Annotated in this window: 16 protein-coding genes; 9 read left to right on the top strand and 7 right to left on the bottom strand. The window is 56.0% G+C overall.

The window, feature by feature from the left end; all coding sequences use genetic code 11:
- Positions 1-18: 18 nt before the first annotated feature.
- Positions 19-1206 (bottom strand): lipid-transfer protein, encoded by a 1188-nt coding sequence (locus tag PSAKL28_RS11635; RefSeq protein WP_038610348.1) that lies wholly within the window; start codon positions 1204-1206, stop codon positions 19-21.
- A gap of 310 nt (positions 1207-1516) precedes the next feature.
- On the opposite strand from PSAKL28_RS11635, the gene PSAKL28_RS11630 reads away from it, so the two are divergent.
- From PSAKL28_RS11630 to PSAKL28_RS11610, 7 genes are all read left to right on the top strand, one after another.
- The gene (locus PSAKL28_RS11630; RefSeq protein WP_038616542.1) at positions 1517-3391 is read left to right on the top strand and encodes a DUF1302 domain-containing protein; all 1875 of its coding nucleotides are present in this window, start codon (positions 1517-1519) and stop codon (positions 3389-3391) included.
- Positions 3392-3416: 25 nt separating this feature from the next.
- Entirely contained in the window at positions 3417-4787 is a 1371-nt protein-coding gene (locus PSAKL28_RS11625) for a DUF1329 domain-containing protein (protein ID WP_038610347.1), read from the top strand.
- A 361-nt stretch (positions 4788-5148) separates the two neighbouring features.
- Complete coding sequence (locus PSAKL28_RS27345) at positions 5149-5559, top strand: cyclic GMP-AMP synthase DncV-like nucleotidyltransferase (protein WP_051939310.1); 411 nt, start codon at positions 5149-5151, stop codon at positions 5557-5559.
- 381 nt (positions 5560-5940) lie between these two features.
- Positions 5941-6129 (top strand): hypothetical protein, encoded by a 189-nt coding sequence (locus PSAKL28_RS27655; RefSeq protein ID WP_157687022.1) that lies wholly within the window; start codon positions 5941-5943, stop codon positions 6127-6129.
- Complete coding sequence (locus PSAKL28_RS11615) at positions 6126-7751, top strand: ThiF family adenylyltransferase (RefSeq protein WP_038610345.1); 1626 nt, start codon at positions 6126-6128, stop codon at positions 7749-7751. The genes PSAKL28_RS27655 and PSAKL28_RS11615 overlap by 4 nt, the downstream gene beginning before the upstream one ends.
- Complete coding sequence (locus tag PSAKL28_RS26870; RefSeq protein WP_084589097.1) at positions 7736-8233, top strand: Mov34/MPN/PAD-1 family protein; 498 nt, start codon at positions 7736-7738, stop codon at positions 8231-8233. Before PSAKL28_RS11615 ends, PSAKL28_RS26870 begins: the two co-directional genes overlap by 16 nt.
- A complete protein-coding gene (locus tag PSAKL28_RS11610; RefSeq protein ID WP_306452924.1) occupies positions 8230-9324 on the top strand; it encodes an SAVED domain-containing protein in 1095 nt (364 codons plus the stop codon). The genes PSAKL28_RS26870 and PSAKL28_RS11610 overlap by 4 nt, the downstream gene beginning before the upstream one ends.
- 252 nt (positions 9325-9576) lie before the next feature.
- On the opposite strand, the gene PSAKL28_RS11605 is transcribed toward PSAKL28_RS11610, so the two are convergent.
- Both PSAKL28_RS11605 and PSAKL28_RS11600 read right to left on the bottom strand, forming a co-directional pair.
- Positions 9577-10554: a phage exclusion protein Lit family protein gene (locus tag PSAKL28_RS11605; RefSeq protein ID WP_038610341.1), complete on the bottom strand. Its 978-nt coding sequence runs from the start codon at positions 10552-10554 to the stop codon at positions 9577-9579.
- 434 nt (positions 10555-10988) lie between these two features.
- On the bottom strand, positions 10989-11345 hold the full coding sequence (locus PSAKL28_RS11600) for a DEAD/DEAH box helicase family protein (protein WP_038610339.1): 357 nt from the start codon (positions 11343-11345) through the stop codon (positions 10989-10991).
- Between the two features lie 551 nt (positions 11346-11896).
- Between PSAKL28_RS11600 and PSAKL28_RS11595 the strand changes: the two genes are divergently transcribed.
- Entirely contained in the window at positions 11897-12238 is a 342-nt protein-coding gene (locus PSAKL28_RS11595) for a DUF6124 family protein (RefSeq protein ID WP_038610337.1), read from the top strand.
- A gap of 268 nt (positions 12239-12506) precedes the next feature.
- On the opposite strand, the gene PSAKL28_RS11590 is transcribed toward PSAKL28_RS11595, so the two are convergent.
- Genes PSAKL28_RS11590 through PSAKL28_RS11580 form a run of 3 tightly spaced genes read right to left on the bottom strand, consistent with a single transcriptional unit; the run spans position 12507 to position 13706 of the window.
- On the bottom strand, positions 12507-12872 hold the full coding sequence (locus PSAKL28_RS11590) for a hypothetical protein (RefSeq protein ID WP_038610335.1): 366 nt from the start codon (positions 12870-12872) through the stop codon (positions 12507-12509).
- A gap of 14 nt (positions 12873-12886) precedes the next feature.
- Complete coding sequence (locus PSAKL28_RS11585) at positions 12887-13312, bottom strand: hypothetical protein (RefSeq protein ID WP_038610334.1); 426 nt, start codon at positions 13310-13312, stop codon at positions 12887-12889.
- Positions 13305-13706 carry a hypothetical protein gene (locus tag PSAKL28_RS11580; protein ID WP_157687021.1) on the bottom strand — a complete coding sequence of 134 codons (402 nt, stop codon included), beginning with the start codon at positions 13704-13706 and terminating at the stop codon, positions 13305-13307. Before PSAKL28_RS11580 ends, PSAKL28_RS11585 begins: the two co-directional genes overlap by 8 nt.
- Positions 13707-14273: 567 nt before the next feature.
- Here PSAKL28_RS11580 and PSAKL28_RS11575 point away from each other — a divergent pair.
- A complete protein-coding gene (locus PSAKL28_RS11575; RefSeq protein WP_038610330.1) occupies positions 14274-14615 on the top strand; it encodes a DUF6124 family protein in 342 nt (113 codons plus the stop codon).
- A 213-nt stretch (positions 14616-14828) separates the two neighbouring features.
- On the opposite strand, the gene PSAKL28_RS11570 is transcribed toward PSAKL28_RS11575, so the two are convergent.
- On the bottom strand, positions 14829-15845 hold the full coding sequence (locus PSAKL28_RS11570) for an AraC family transcriptional regulator (protein WP_038610328.1): 1017 nt from the start codon (positions 15843-15845) through the stop codon (positions 14829-14831).
- Positions 15846-15982: the final 137 nt, after the last annotated feature.

Here is a 15982-nt window from a genome sequence, read left to right as displayed (position 1 = left end):
GACGGGCGCGCAGTATCGTCAGGCGCGACCGAACAGGGTCACGATGCCGGCGCCGCCCAGGCCCAGGTTGTGCTGCAGGGCGTGCTGCAGGTTGGCCACCTGGCGCTTGTCGGCAGTGCCGCGCAGCTGATGGGTCAGCTCGTAGCACTGGGCCAGGCCCGTGGCGCCCAGCGGATGACCTTTGGACAGCAGGCCACCGGACGGATTGATCACCACCTGGCCGCCATACGTGTTGTCGCCATCCATCACGAAGCGCTCGGCGCCACCTTCCGGACAGAAACCCAGGCCTTCGTAAGTCAGCAGTTCGTTGTGGGCGAAGCAGTCGTGCAGCTCGCAAACGCGGATGTCTTCCGGGCCGACACCGGCTTTCTCGTACACCTCGGTAGCGGCCTGGCGGGTCATGCCGACGCCGACAATGCTGATCAGCGACGGCGGCTCGAAGGCCTCAGGCTGATCGGTCACCAGCGCCTGGGCAAGGATGCACACGTCGGTACGCAGACCGTGCTGCTTGGCGAAGCGCTCGGAAACCACGATCGCGGCGGCACCACCGCAGGTCGGCGGGCAAGCCATCAAACGGGTCATGACGCCGGGGAAAATCACCTGGTCGGCCATCACTTCTTCGGTGGTCACGACCTTCTTGAACACCGACAACGGGTTGTTGGCGGCATGGCGGCTGGCCTTGGCGCGGATCGCCGCGAAGGTTTCCATTCGGGTGCCGTACTTTTCCATATGCTCGCGACCGGCGCCGCCGAAGAACTTCAGCGCATCCGGCATATCGCGGCCTTCGGGGAAGATCGCGTCGGCCACTTCATGGCCCTTGCCGTAGGTGATCGGACGGTCGAGCCAGTGCGACTTCAGGGCACCGGGCTGCATCTGTTCGAAACCGAAGGCCAGCGCGCAATCCACCGCACCGCTTTCCACCGCCTGGCGCGCCAGGTAGAGGGCGGTAGAGCCGCTGCCGCAGTTGTTGTTGACGTTGATCACCGGGATACCGGTCAGGCCCACCTCATACAGCGCCGACTGGCCGCTGGTGGAGTCGCCGTACACATACCCGGCATACGCCTGTTGGACCTTGCGGTAATCCACGCCGGCATCCTGCAAGGCCTGGCGGATGGCTTGCGCGCCCATTTCGATGTAGGTCCCGCTCTGGCCAGGCTTGGCAAATGGAATCATGCCGACACCGGCGACAAATACTTTCTGCGACATCATGTTCTCCAAGGTCAGTTATCAAGGCCTGTGCCATGCGCCCCTGCCTGGCGGCGATCGCGGCAAACCGTCTAACGATGGTCACGTAATGATGAGCAGCGCCGCCCCCCCGGGTGGAGGGGGCGCGGCGGCCAGGGTGCTGAGGGTTGGTCAAAGGCGATGCTCCCCCCCCACTTGAGGGGGAAGGGTAAAACGCACCGGGGTTAGCGTTTGCGGGCAGTCACCTGAACAACAACAAGATCACAGGGGTATCCTAGACGTGACTTTCGCCCTACACCCAAGCGCGCATCGCCAGTGGCCCGCCACCACGCTGCACAAAGAGTTCCGCCCTCACCTGCTGGCGCTTGCCGTTGGCCTTGGCACGTGCACCAGCGCCAATGCCATCGACTTCCAGATCGGTGAAATCGAAGGCCAGTTCGACTCGTCGCTGTCGATCGGCTCCAGCTGGGCCGTGCGCGGACCGGATCCGAAATTCATCAACGCCGCCAACACCATGGGCTTGCGCGGCGAGTCGGCCACCCGCACCGCCGATGACAACCGTCAGAACTTCAAGAAGGGCGAGACCTTTTCGAAGATTTTCAAAGGCGTGCATGACCTTGAACTCAAGTACGGCGACAGCGGTGTCTTCGTGCGCGGCAAGTACTGGTACGACTTCGAACTCAAGGACGAGCACCGCCCGTTCTACGACATCGACGACCGCGGGCGCGACGACCTGGCCAAGGCCTCTGGTGCCGAGTTCCTCGACGCCTTCATCTACCACAACTACAACCTGGGTGAACTGCCCGGCAACGTGCGCCTTGGCAAACAGGTCGTAAGCTGGGGCGAAAGTACCTTCATCGGCAACTCGATCAACAGCATCAACCCGATCGACGTCGCCGCCCTGCGCCGCCCGGGAGCCGAGGTCAAAGAAGGCCTGGTGCCGGTGAACATGTTCTACCTCTCGCAGGGCCTGAGCGAGAACCTCAACGCCGAAGCCTTCTACCAGCTGGAATGGGACAACTCGGTCGTCGACAACTGCGGCACCTTCTTCGGCTCCGACCCGCTGCCCCAGGGCTGCAACGACCGCCTGGTCTTCGCCGGCCCGGACTTGGCCCCGGGTGTAGCGAAAAACACCGCGACCGCCGCGCAGATCCTGCGTGACACGGTCGTGGACAACGTCTACATGCCGCGCCTGGAAGACAACGACCCGCGCGACAGTGGCCAGTACGGCGTGGCCTTGCGCTGGTTCGTCCCGGAGCTGCACGACACCGAATTCGGCTTCTACGCCATGAACTACCACAGCCGCACGCCGTTCCTGAGCTTCAAGCAGACCACCACGGCACCGATCACCGCCGACCAGCTGGGCGCCCTGCCCGCCGCGGCCAGGCAACTTGCCGCGGTTCAGAACCAGTTCGACCGGGTGCGTTCATCCCGCTACTTCGTCGACTATCCAGAGGATATCCGCCTGTACGGGGTGAGCTTCCAGACCACCCTGGGCGCGACCTCGGTCGGTGGCGAAGTCAGCTTCCGGCCGAACATGCCGCTGCAGATAAACACCGCCGATCTCAACCTGGCAGCGCTGCAGTCCACCGATACCGACTTCAAAACCCAGACCTCGCCAGTGTTCACCAGCGGTGAAACCGCCCAGGCACTGGGCGGCGACCTGCCCGGCTACAAACGCATGCCGGTGATGCAGGCACAGGTCACCGCCACCCACTTTGTCGACCAGATCTGGGGGGCCAGCCGCCTGACCCTGATCGGCGAGGTCGGCTACAACCGCATCAACGGCCTGGGCGATGCCGATGGCACCGATGTCCGCTTCGGCCGCAGCCCGGTGTTTGGCCCTGGTGCCTTCCCCGGCAACCAGAACACCACCGTTTGCGCGACCGCCACCAACCCGCAAAAGGAGTGCAACAGCCACGGCTTTTACACCACCGATTCGTGGGGTTACCGGGTGCGCACCAAGCTGGACTACCCCAACGTCATTGCCGGCATCAACCTGTCGCCGAACCTTGCCTGGTCCCATGACGTGGATGGCTGGGGCCCGAACTTCGAGGAAGGCGCCAAAGCCATCAGTGTCGGACTGGATGCCGACTACATGAACAACTACACCGCGAGCCTGAGTTACACCGACTTCTTCGGCGGTCGCTACAACACCAACACCGACCGCGACTACGTCTCGCTCAGCTTCGGCGTCAACTTCTGAGTCGCAATCGACAGAGGGTACATCCATGAAAGCAAGCATGATCAACACCGTCGGCGCGCTGGCGCTCACCCTGCTGGCCAGCAACGTCCTGGCCGCCGTCAGCGAACAGGAAGCGGCGCAGCTGGGCACCACCCTGACGCCCCTGGGCGCGCAGAAAGAAGGCAACGCCGACGGCAGCATTCCGGCCTGGAACGGTGGCCTTAAAGCCGGTGCGGCAGCCGTGGACAGCCGGGGTTTTCTCGCGGATCCGTTCGCCAGTGAAAAACCGCTGTTCACCATCACCGCCGCCAACGCCGAGCAGTACAAAGACAAACTCACACCCGGCCAGCTGGCGATGTTCAAACGCTACCCGGATACCTACAAGATTCCCGTCTACCCGAGCCACCGTACCGCTCAGGTCGCCCCGGAGATCTATGCCGCCGCGAAAAAGAGCGCGGTCAATGTGCAGCTGGTCAATGACGGCACCGGCCTGAGCAACTTCGCCGGCTCGCGCTACTACGCCTTCCCGATCCCCAAGAGCGGTGTCGAGGTGTACTGGAACTTTGTCACCCGCTATCGCGGCGACAACGTCGAGCGCTGGTCGGTGCAGGCCTCGCCACAGGTCGACGGCGCCTACTCGATCGTCGAAACCCATGACCAGAACAGCTTCCCGCAGTACATGGATGGCGTGAACCCGGAAGAAGCGAAGAACATCCTTTACTACTACATTTTCGCGGTCAACGCCCCGGCGCGCCTGGCCGGTACCGTATCGATGGCGCATGAAACCATCGACCAAGTCACCGAACCACGCAAAGCCTGGACCTACAACGCCGGACAGCGTCGGGTCCGCCGTGCGCCACAGCTGGCCTACGATGCACCGGGCCTGGTCTCTGACGGCCTGCGTACCTCCGACAACGCCGACATGATGAACGGCTCGCCGGACCGCTACGACTGGAAGCTGGTGGGCAAGAAGGAAATGTACATTCCCTACAACAACTACAAGCTGCAGTCGCCGAGCCTGAAGTACGCCGACATCATCAAACCCGGGCACATCAACCAGGACCTGACCCGCTACGAGCTGCACCGCGTGTGGCATGTGCAGGCAACGCTGAAGTCCGGGCAACGGCATATCTATGCCAAGCGCGACATGTACTTTGATGAGGACACCTGGGTGCTGGCCGAGGTGGATCACTATGATGGTCGCGGGCAGCTGTGGCGGGTGGGTGAGAACTACACCTACAACAACTATGACAAGGGTCTGAATGCTCCGGCGGCCCAGGGGTTCTATGACATTCTGGCGGGTCGTTATGTGGTGGCAACGATGAGCAACGAGTCGAAGCTGGCGCCGCAGTATGGGGGACGGACCAAGCTTGCGGACTTTACGCCAGCGGCGTTGCGGAATGCGGGGATTCGCTGAGGTTTGAAGGTTGTTTTGTGAAAAACGCCCTGCGATTGCGGGGCGTTTTTTTCGGGCGCAAATGAAACTGTCCATAACACCTGTGGGAGCTGGCCTTGCCAGCGATACAGCCACCGCGTACTAGCTGACGCCTCATCGATCCCATCGCAGGCAAAGCCGGCTCCACACTGAGTACTGGCTGCTACCGGCCAGAAGCAGTCGTTGGTTGAGTTCCTCGTATTAGGATGGCATTGAGCTGAACAGCCTCAAGGAAAGATGGGGCGATTCACTGAGCCTGGATGGCTAGAGAAGAACGCATGCTGTCCCTTGAAATCAAAACGCCATACCCCCATATGCGAGTAATCCCCTAGGAGGACAGCACATGGCTCGCGCGCAAACTCAGTTTGAAAGCTTTCATCGGACGATTCTTTTCGGTTACGACAGCAGTCAGGATCTTCGTGACAGAAGGGATACCCTGCTTGCCGACCTGAAGAAAAACATCAGTGCGGATGCGCCTCCTTATACAACCTTCACTCAGGGTAGCTATGCGCTGGACACAGGTATCCATCCGCTGGATGGCAATCCTGATATGGATATAGGCGTCCTCTTTGAATGCTCGCCCAACGACTACCCCGATCCTCTGGTTTTGAAAAAGTACGTTCGCGATGCATTAGAGCGGCACAACCGCACTGTTAACATTCGCCGCCCTTGTGTAACCGTCACCTATTACAAGGACGAATCTCCTGTCCATCATATCGACCTTGCCGTTTATTGCTCGAACGCCGCTGGATAAACTCAAATCGCCTGGTGCAGAGAAAGCACCCCACTAGCTGACAGGGAGTGGAAGCCGTCCGAAGCCCAGGAGCTTACAGAGAAAATCACCAATCAGTTCTCTGGTAGCGACCGTGACCAGTTTCGTCGATGTGTCCGAGCACTCAAGCGGTGGCGAGATGAAAAAATCGGCCACAAAAACACCCCGAGCATCGGTCTGACGGTGGCGGCCTACAACTGGCTCGTACCTCGCTATGACAGCATCGATGGCAAACCCATAGACCTGATTGCACTACGGGACCTCGTAGATGCAATGCTGGTAAGGTGGTCGGGCTCGCGCCTACAGATCCATCTTCCGGTTGCCCCATACAGCGATCTCTTCGAGCGGATGACAGACATCCAAATGACCGACCTCAAGAGCCGACTTGAGGAACTGCGTGATGCCTTAAACGAAGCGGATGCACAGGCCGACACCCATGAGGCCTGCAAAATACTCCGTAAGAAATTTGGCGAAGACTTCCCTGTGCCAGAGAAGTCCGACACTACCAAGCAAACCTCTGCGGGGGTGAGCACTTCTGGTCGCTCCGCTTGACCGAGGTCCAAAAAGCTTTTATCGCCAAGGTTGAACTAGCACTACGAGAGCTTGGCGCAGAAATCGTTGCGTTCGATAAAAAGCTTCAAGTGCCTGCGTGGGACATCACCCTTGATAGAGAGGGGCACATATGGCCCTTGCGACTAGTCACAGTCGGCTGGAACGTTGATGAACTTCCTGTCGTCTATTGGCGCAGGCCAACACCAATTTGGGGATGGCCTCACGTCAGCTGCACAGGCGATGTATGCGTAAGTGATCGTGAGGGATTGGAGTACGACCCAGAGGATGTGCCTGGAGTAATCGAATGGTTACTCCAAGAGGCAACCAGATTGCTCGCCCACAGCTCTGCCATGACAGAGGATGAGCGCCAGCTTGCTTTTGCCGATGAGCTGGAAGGCTATTTGCGCAATGACGGCTCATCGCCAGTAATCCTCGACGAGAAGCTCGATATCACCAAGTCCCTTTATGCCGAAGTCGCCTTCATGAGCAGAGGCAGAAGCGGCTCCATCACGCCAAAGGTGTGCCGAGTTAATCAAGGAACAACAAAGCTATCCGCCTGCCATCAAGAGCGTTTAGGGCTCCTTGATGTCACCATCCATCAGGTCTATGGGCTTTTGAGTAAGTGGGGACATGACTGGTGGGACGCATTCCTTAGCAGGCTGTCACCCTCTCAGCGCGCTATTGCCATCGCGCCAAAAAACCGGGGCGTAGTTCTGCGTGTACCTAGCAGCTTTGGGCACTCATTACTGCTGATCTATTGGGGACTGCGCCCAGCAAAGATGAGATCCACGTATTTCCTACAGCGGCAGGATCATGAGTACTTGGTCCAACGTACTGGCGGAGAACCAGTCATGCGACACGTCATTGTTGCCGGCTGTGGCTCTATAGGCTCCCGCGTGGCCGAACATCTTGCCCTGGCGGGGGTTAGCAAAATCACCCTGGTGGACAATGACAAATTCAGCCCTGACAACCTGGGCAGGCATGTGCTTGGGAAACAATCGATCTCCAAGCCCAAGGTTGATGAGCTGGCGACCTTTCTGAAAGAGCGGATGCCTGATATTCAGATCGAAGCCAGAGCGACTAGCGTTCAAACAGTGCTAGCTAAAGGAGAGCTAGCCGGGGCTGACGCTATCGTGCTTGCAACCGGCAACTCGACTCTTGAACGCTCCATCGCTCGAAGAGCATTCAGAGAGAAGTGGCCATCATTGATCATATCCACAAGTGTTGAAGCAGCTGGCTTGGGCGGGCACGCAATTGCTATGCGCCCAGGTACTCCAGGATGCCTGGACTGCCTGTACATAGATCCGGACACTCAGCGCTTCCTCCCTATTATGCGTACCGCCCTCATGGCACCCGGTCAAAAAGTAACTCGCCAGTTGACGGGCTGTGGCGCCTTCACACCTTATTCGGCGCTAGACGCGACCCGGACAGCGATCCTGGCTGCTGAGCGTGTGTTAACCGATGTTCCTCTGTACTCACGCTGGGCGGGGGAGGCGGTTCTCGCCAAAGCAGAAGGGATACAGCCCTCTGCTACGTACGACGCCCTGCGCACTCGACGCATCGCCTCGGACATCACGCCGTCCGAATTCGCCCAGCCGAGGTGTCCATGTTGCAGCGTTTAACTAGTGGGCATGTCGTTTGGGAGGTAAAAGAAGGCGCCTGCGGATCTTTATCGCCGAACGTGATAAAGAAGCTTTTCAGCTGGTCGCAAAAGCGCTTCTACTCGAAAGAGGCAGGCGGCTTGATTCTGGGGTTTGTCGATAGCGATACGAATGGCTTACTGGCCGAGGAGCTTACAGTCCCTGGACCGGGAGACCAACGTTCTAGGGCAAGCTTTTTCAGAAGTGATAGGCATCAACGAGAAGCCGAACTCTGGAACATGCAAACAAATGGCAGAGGCACTCAGCTAGGCCTTTGGCATACTCACCCTGAAGCTAATCCAACACCTTCTGGCACCGATCTCAATGATTGCGAGCGCGTATTAAGAGATGGCAGATTTGACTGCAATGGCCTCCTTTATCTAATTGTAGGTACACAAACTATCGGCTGCTGGCATGCGCGCGCAGGTCAGCCACTCACTCTTCTAGGGCACTTTAAGCTATGAACTCCGCTCGATTGATGGATCGCATATTTGATCTGGCTAACTTATATTTTCGAAGGAGTCCCGCAGGCCTACTTCTCAGCGCTGGAGTTTCCTTGATGCTGGGCGGACCATGGCTCGCTGCAAAGTTAATTTTCCGCAAAGAGTCCGCTGATGGCAGTTATATTGTAGGCGAAATAAATACGACCGAAGCAGAGTGGTGGGTCAATGCCTCATGTTTAGGTGTCGGAGCACTGCTCATAGCAGTCGGCTTATATTTCGCCTGGATCACATTTCAAGAGCAGCGCCGAAAATTAGTGATCGCCCTAGAGCTGCGCGGACTGAGCCAAACCGCAGATAGCCCACTTCAAAGTGCGATTCCCTCTCTCACTCTCGGCCGAAGAGAATCCATATTCATTGATGTACGCCAGTTGGTTCAAGGCACAACAGCACAAAAGCAAGAAGCTGTAAGCGCCGTCAATCTAATTCCCATCCGTCTCAAACAACTCAAAGATGGTAGAGATCGCGATGATCTGAGCGTCTACGCTGGAGGGCTAGCGCCTGTTCCACTCTTGTTCCTCACAGGAAATCTGCTAGCAGCAGAAAGCAAAATTCACTGGTTTGACTGGAATAGAAAGACATCGATGTGGGTATCGCCGAATGAGGGCGCCGATCTGACCGACTCTTTACCTATAAACTATGAGCCTGCATACCAAGACGTGGTATTAGCTTTTTCGGTCTCATACCCCATTGACCGCCTAGAACTCGCGGTCGCATTCCCTGGTGCTAATATTGTTGAACTCAAGATAGAAAATCCCGTTCCCGGCCTAGTGATCAGCGAGACATCTATTCAGAGGCTCATGCAAGACTTCATGAACAGCATAGCCACCCTGAAGTCCAAAGGCACAAAGAGAGTACATCTTATCCTAGCCGCACCAAGTATTCTCTCCATTAGACTTGGCTCATGTTATGCAGGTCGCAACATGCCTGAATTAATAGTCTACCAATATCAGCAGGCTCAAAAAGAAAATCCGTACCCCTGGGGAGTCCGTATGCCAAATTCAGAAAGCAACCATGGTGAACTGATAACTCAGCAAGCAACAAATCATGCATAAAACTTTATTTTTATAAATTGAATTTCCCCGAAAACCGTAGACGCCGAAAGGCGTCTCCTTTTGGCCGGTAGCTGCCAGCCGCATAGGGCAGCTTTGGGTCGAAAGTTGCCGGTCGTGAGCGGCTGCGATTGCCCCAAAGCTGCCGTCGATGCATCGCAGCTATCGGCTAATTTCAGACACTAATGCCGAGGCGTGCAACAGATTATTCGCGAAGTAATATGCCGTAGTTCAATAATACTGCCAAGGTACTGCTTACGCTTGCAGAATATGCTGAAAACGTCTAATCCCCGTCTCTTTAATCACATCATCGACAAAGCCAAGAGACAAAGCGCTATTAATTACCACCGCCATATCATCACCATCAATCAAGCCCATCTTGCTAGCTGCTTTGATCATTGAAACTGTGGCATGCTTTTGGATGCGATCCATCTCTTCAGGTCTATGTATTTTCATGTACCCAGAGATAGCCGAAACAATTATGTATTGTCGCTCATTTGGCAGTGGATGAACGACCCCCTTACGCTGACTAAGCTGCTGAATAAGAACAAAAGCCAAGCTCACGCAATATACGTAAAACTCATATGCATGTCGTCGACTGGGAAATGTGATGTGCTCTCCCAGTCCACTTTCACCTAAAGACGAATCAAAAAATCCGGCCAAGTACTCTCCGGCCTGTCTATCAGCCTCTGCTTCGAATGCGCGCCGTATTCTGATCTGTTCTTGGCTCATAGTTTTTTGCTCATCTTGGAATTCATCCAGTGAGTCAAACCCCATGACATCTTTGACGTAATCGCAATGGCCCAAAACAACATGAGATATCTCATGCAGCAAGACCATATAAGTAGATATGTGGTATGCATAATCAGCCAAAATCTCTCGCCGCCCACGTTTCCTCTGGGTACTATCCTTAATTTTGCACTGTGCTATCCATGGCAAATAGTTTGCATCAGAAGCGAGAGCTCTAGAGGCGAGCCAGAGGTGATAAGAAAGTCCAGCTGTCATTTTTATTTCATACTCTTGAGTGCTACCAACTCTTTTTGCATAGGCTCTAATCTGATCGTGAGTAGCGGCCTCAACATTGAGCCTAATCTCCACAGGTTGGCCTTGGGGAGTTGAAATTTTTAGCCTAGACAGTAACTCATCGAAATGCTCTTGTATTCCATCGATTAGTGGTAAGAAGCGCTCGTACGAGTAGCCAGGTCCGCCAATATATAAAACTGGGCGCTTCATTTGTGCCTCGATCTCTTTTCAAGGTGGATTATAGTTTGTGATTGCAATTTCGTTAACTGCCTCGCAAGGATGTCGCCAGTTGATCAGACAATTAATTTTCAGGGCTTTCAGAGACGGCTATTAGTCGAGTACTCGAGATACCGCTGCTTACCCCCTTACTAACCAGTAAGCCTTTGTTACACCAATTTGTATGAAATAAGAGATGCCGAATGACATTAGGTCTGCGAGGCGTGCATCGACTTTGGCGTTGCTTACTCCTGGGTGCATGCCCTCCACGGAGAACCAAAGTTTAGTTGCACGAGTGGCATTAAGCCTCTTCTTGAGTGCCTGCAGGTCACCAACTAAAAATCTAAATAGTGACTTAAAGCGTCGATCCACTCTATCTGTCATGTACGTAAGCAGCACAGATACATCGCAACAAAATACGAATTTCACTAGCAGACTCCAAGCGCTTGATGCATTGAATCCAATGCTCTGGCTGCCTCGATCATTGCTGTCCTCACAAAGAGGCGATGATCATGTCCTGCAGCTAAGTCCTGATGCAGTTGGTTCACAGCCATTTCTGCAATGACCTGATCGATGTGATAGTCATAGAGTATGTTCTGAATAACTACCGATGTCTTACCGTACCCCGTTGGAAGGCAGATGATCGCCGGATCGGTATCGACCGAGTAATGCGCCATCGCAGCATGCATAACACCGAGTTGACCCGCGCGAAAGCCTTGATTGGGAACTAACTTCTGAGCGGCCAGGTTCAGAAAACCATTCGAATCCCTGAAATAATTAGGCATCCTACCCTCGGTTGGCTGATGCAGTTTCAATGTACAAAACTGCTCTTTACTGGAGCTTCGGAAGCGTCGCGGAAAGCAGTTTCGCTACCAATTCTGCCGTACGCTAACGCATAAAATGGCTTAATGCCACTACTTGGCGCTCGCCAGTCTCGTATTCAAGGTAGCCTTCAGATCTGGATTTGAGCTCGAGAACCTAGAAAACTGGCCGAACGTCTGCGATTGGTCATTAGCCATGAAGGGCTGTTCTGGGTCGAAAACAGCCACAAAGAACTCCCCCCTTGAATCCCCACCCCAACCCCGTTAACCTCCCCCAGTCGCTGCAAATTCAGCGACTCGGGCTTGGCGGCCCGACACGAAGGCGCAAAGCGCCCCAATCTCACCATCGCAGGCGCTTTTTTTGTGCCCGCGATGATGCTTTATGGCGGGCTGCGCATGGACTTCTTCGGAAGTGCCGGGTTCCTTCGTACCGGTCCGCCAACCTTGCGTAGTCCGTCACCCTTCCCTGCTTGGCGGCAGTCGGTGGCGGATCCTTTCTACGAAGGAGTACCACCATGACCAAACCCGTTCCCGATCCACCCTTAACCACCCAAACCAGCACCACCTTCGGCTCCTGTAACGGCAGCCACGACCCACTCTTCGCTGTCCGCGCCGGTGTCTCATCCGAAGACGCCCTAGTCCATGCCTCCGTCCTGCTAAAAAGCGCCTACCAGACCAACGCCCACGCCTGTGAGATGGTCAATGCCGAGGTGCGCGGTTTGCTTTGGGCGACTGAGCAATCTCTGGAGATGAGCCTCGCACTGGTCGAGGCGTTGCTGGACGAGGTCGAAGCGCGCTCGGAAACGGCAGCGTTGTTGCGTCGCTCGATGCAAGCAGGGCAATCGGCGGTGGAGTGATCGCCAGCGATTGGCCTGGGCCGCCGATGCGGCCCCCCCAACTACCGTCATTCGCGTTCTCAGCTCTTCGTGACAGGCAGAGTTCGGCCAGAAGCAGACGATGATATCCGCGACATCGTGTACATCGCCGCCCTCGGCATTCTGGATCCGCCTCAAATTTCCGTTGGTTATTTTGCTGTTCGAGGACGAATGGTGAGGTTCTAGCGTGGAGTCCAATCATGTGAAAGGCAGAATACGGCCGTGCCTTCCACCAATACGTTGCACTATTTTAAACCGGAAGCGTACATCCGAGCACCTGCAACAAAAATCCTGTAGCAACCAGTGACATCCCAACTAAATAAGAAATGGCATCTATCCAGGAAAATCGTACGTATGTCACTACCTGAGCTTTTCCGATTTTGACCTGAATGGACTTAAGCACTGGATCGTCGGTCTTTTGAATTGCGGCCTTATGAAACACCCAGTTTTCCAGCATCACCCTTACCGGGGGGATTATCATTATTAAAGAACCAAAAAATGCGAGCAAATTTCCTTGCTGAGCTGCTCCAACCCATCGCAGACTGAAATACATTACCAATAGGAAAACGAGGAAGACGAGGCTTTTCAAAATAACTCTGCGGAGCTTAATCTTCACAGGGGAGCTCATTATTATTTGTAGCGATAATAATTTATGCCGAATTCATCAACGACGTGACTAGGCTTCTTAACGTAGCTGGCAGCCTCGAGAATCGACATGGACTTGGGCGCAAAGCTGAAGCCAAATCGGTATCCCAGAGCAGATGCGATGACCGCTAAGGTTACAATCGACGTCCTACCCTCAGTACTGGCTGTGAGGATATCTTGGAGCTCTAGGATAGATACTCCTGACTTGCTTGCGATTTCTTCAAGATCTTCGACTGAATGACCAGAAGCTTCAATAATTTCGGCTACCGCTGCGGCAACCTCGAGCGCCGCGCGTTCCTGTCGCAACGCCTGCTCGACAGCAGGAAAGCGTTTGGCCGCAGTAGCAATTTTTGCGGCAATCCGGTCCTCAGGTGACTCTAGGGGTGATTTAGGTGGGATATTTTTAGCCATGATATACCCCTGCACGCAATGCGGCAGTCATCTTATTGTGACGATCTTTGCTATCCGTTGCACTTTCGCTGGAGGGGCTCGGTTCCGCAAGCGCTTTAAGAATTCGTACCTCTCCATATTGCGCCATTGGTCGCTTGATGAAAGTTAAATACAAGTGATGCCCCCTAGTGTTACGAGCATGTAGGATTGCTTCTGGCGTGAAACTTGAACATTTGATCAGATCCATAGGTAATGGCTTTGCATAGCAGCGACCGTCCACTTTCATTTTGTTCATCGCGGTAAAGAACCGTGCTGCAGCCACCACAGCATCTTCGTCAGAGCTGTCAGCGAGCCGTTCTATTTCCGACCAAGCATTGTCGGCTCCAAACGTGTCATCGTAGATGCGGTACTCCACCTTCTCCCCTCCGTTACCACGACCAAACATAGTGCTTCTGATAGCGTAGACCGAGCAGGGAAACTCACCAACCATTTCTGGTCCGTTCGTGACATTCAATTCGCACGTTTGTCGGCTTGAGTAGATGCCATCGAGGCTGATTCGAGTCCAGCTTCAGCACTGCGCCGACAGTCAGTAATTTGCTGTGGCTTCAGCCGATTGATGCAACACATTGACTGATATCGGATTACCAAAAGCTTTCATGTGGCCCTGCCTCTTTGATCGCAATCATCCCTCTGCCCCGATAGCCCCTTGCCCTACCCCACCCACCACGTTACTCTCCCCCAGTCGCTGCCAATTCAGCGACCGGGTTTAGCAGCCTGTCCAATGATCAAGGTGCAAACAGCGCCCCTTCTCGATCAATCGGCGCTTTTTTTATGCCGGTTGTCTCGCGTTATGGCGGCTGTGCGCGGGGCGCCTTCGTGCGCGCCGGGTTCCTTGATCCCTGGTCTGCTAACCCGCGTACAGCTGCCACCCTTATCGTTTAGCAGCGATGCGTGGCAGTTCCACTGATCAAGGAGCTCCACAATGACAAAACCCGTTCCAGATCCACCCTTAACCACCCAAACCAGCACCACCTTCGGCTCCTGCAACGGCAGCCACGACCCACTCTTCGCTGTCCGCTCCGGTGTCTCATCCGAAGACGCCCTGGTCCACGCCTCCGTCCTCCTCAAAAGCGCCTACCAGACCAACGCCCACGCCTGTGCGATGGTCAATGCCGAGGTGCGCGGTTTGCTTTGGGCGACTGAGCAATCGCTGGAGATGAGCCTCGCACTGGTCGAGGCGTTGCTGGACGAGGTCGAAGCGCGCTCGGCAACGGCAGCGTTGTTGCGTCGCACGATGCAAGCAGGCCAATCGGCGGCGGAGTGATCGCCTGCGATTGGCCTGGGCCGCCGATGCGGCCCAATCAACTACTGTCGTTCGCGTTTTCAGCTCTTTGTGACAGGCAGAATTCGGCCAGAAGCGGACTGATTCGCAACAGGCCAGTCTCCTGCATTGAGGTTCGCAGGTACCTACCTTTTCAGGGGCAATTCAATCGCCTCGCTTAACGCGCCATTGACGCCGAAAGCGGCAAGCCCATTGCTAGTCTCGAAAGGCTCCCGGAGGGCGGTCGAACCAGCGCTTGAAGGCACGGTGGAAAGTGCTGGTATCCCTGAACCCCAGCCGCTCGCTGACCGTCGCCACGGGCAGCCCCTGGCGAATCAGCTCCGCGGACAACTCGCGACGTACCTCCGCCACCAGCGCGCTGAAACTGGTGCCCTCTTCCTTCAAGCGTCGGTAGAGCGTGGTGCGACTGACGTGCAACGCCTGGCAGATTGGCTCGATGCTCATGCCTTCGGGTAGGCTTGCGAGAATCAAGCGACGCACCGTGCCGGCAAGCGTATCTGCGTCTTGCAGCTGCGCGAGTGTCGCCCTTGCACGAGACTCCAGCATCTGTCGCAGGTAGTCGCTGGCGCCGAGAATGGGATGCTGCAGGAAGTCGCGCGGCAGGTGGAGGCTGTTTCTCTCGCTGTCGAAGCGCAGCTCGCTGCCGAACAGCTCGACATAGTGCGCATGGTAGGCCGGGGATGGGAAAGCGAACTCGCAGGCCAGAGGCCGCAGCTCTACGCCGGTCATCTCCCGGCTCCAGCGCAGCACTGCACTCATGCTGCGTTCGATGGCGGCCTGCGGGTAGGTTTTGCCGGGGGCGAAGGTGATCTCCAGCACCAGAGCATCTGCCGTTTCACTGTACTGCCAGCTCTCCGAAGGGTTCATCAGCGCGATATGCCGCTGGAATACTTCCAGCACCTCGCTCACCCGACTGCATTGGCACAACCAACTAGCCAGCACGCCATGCGTGGCGGGGTTGAAGGTCTGCCCGATCAGCAGGCCGATATGCGGCAATTGCGTGTTGTTCGCGGCGAACTGCCACAGCGCCAGTAACTGGGTCTCGTCGACACGCTGCTCCTGGATCGGCGATGCCGCAGCCCCCTGGTCGAGAAGTTTGGCACCCTCCACCCCGGCCTCCCGCAACTGGGTTGCAGTGACCACGCCGAGATTCAGCAACTGGTCGTGCAGATCCAGCACTGCGACGGCCGATACGGTGGTACTTCTGACCATCGGGCTTGCTCTTGGTAGTTGCTTGGGTAACGACTCTAACGCACGGTGCAGAGCGGCGGCCAGCCGTCGGCCGTGCAAGTGCAGGTTGCAACCAAAAGCCATGCAGGTTGAACCGCAGAGCCATGGCCAGCCGTCAT

Source organism: Pseudomonas alkylphenolica, assembly GCF_000746525.1.
GTDB lineage: Bacteria > Pseudomonadota > Gammaproteobacteria > Pseudomonadales > Pseudomonadaceae > Aquipseudomonas > Aquipseudomonas alkylphenolica.
This window is presented reverse-complemented; position numbering and strand designations above follow the sequence as displayed.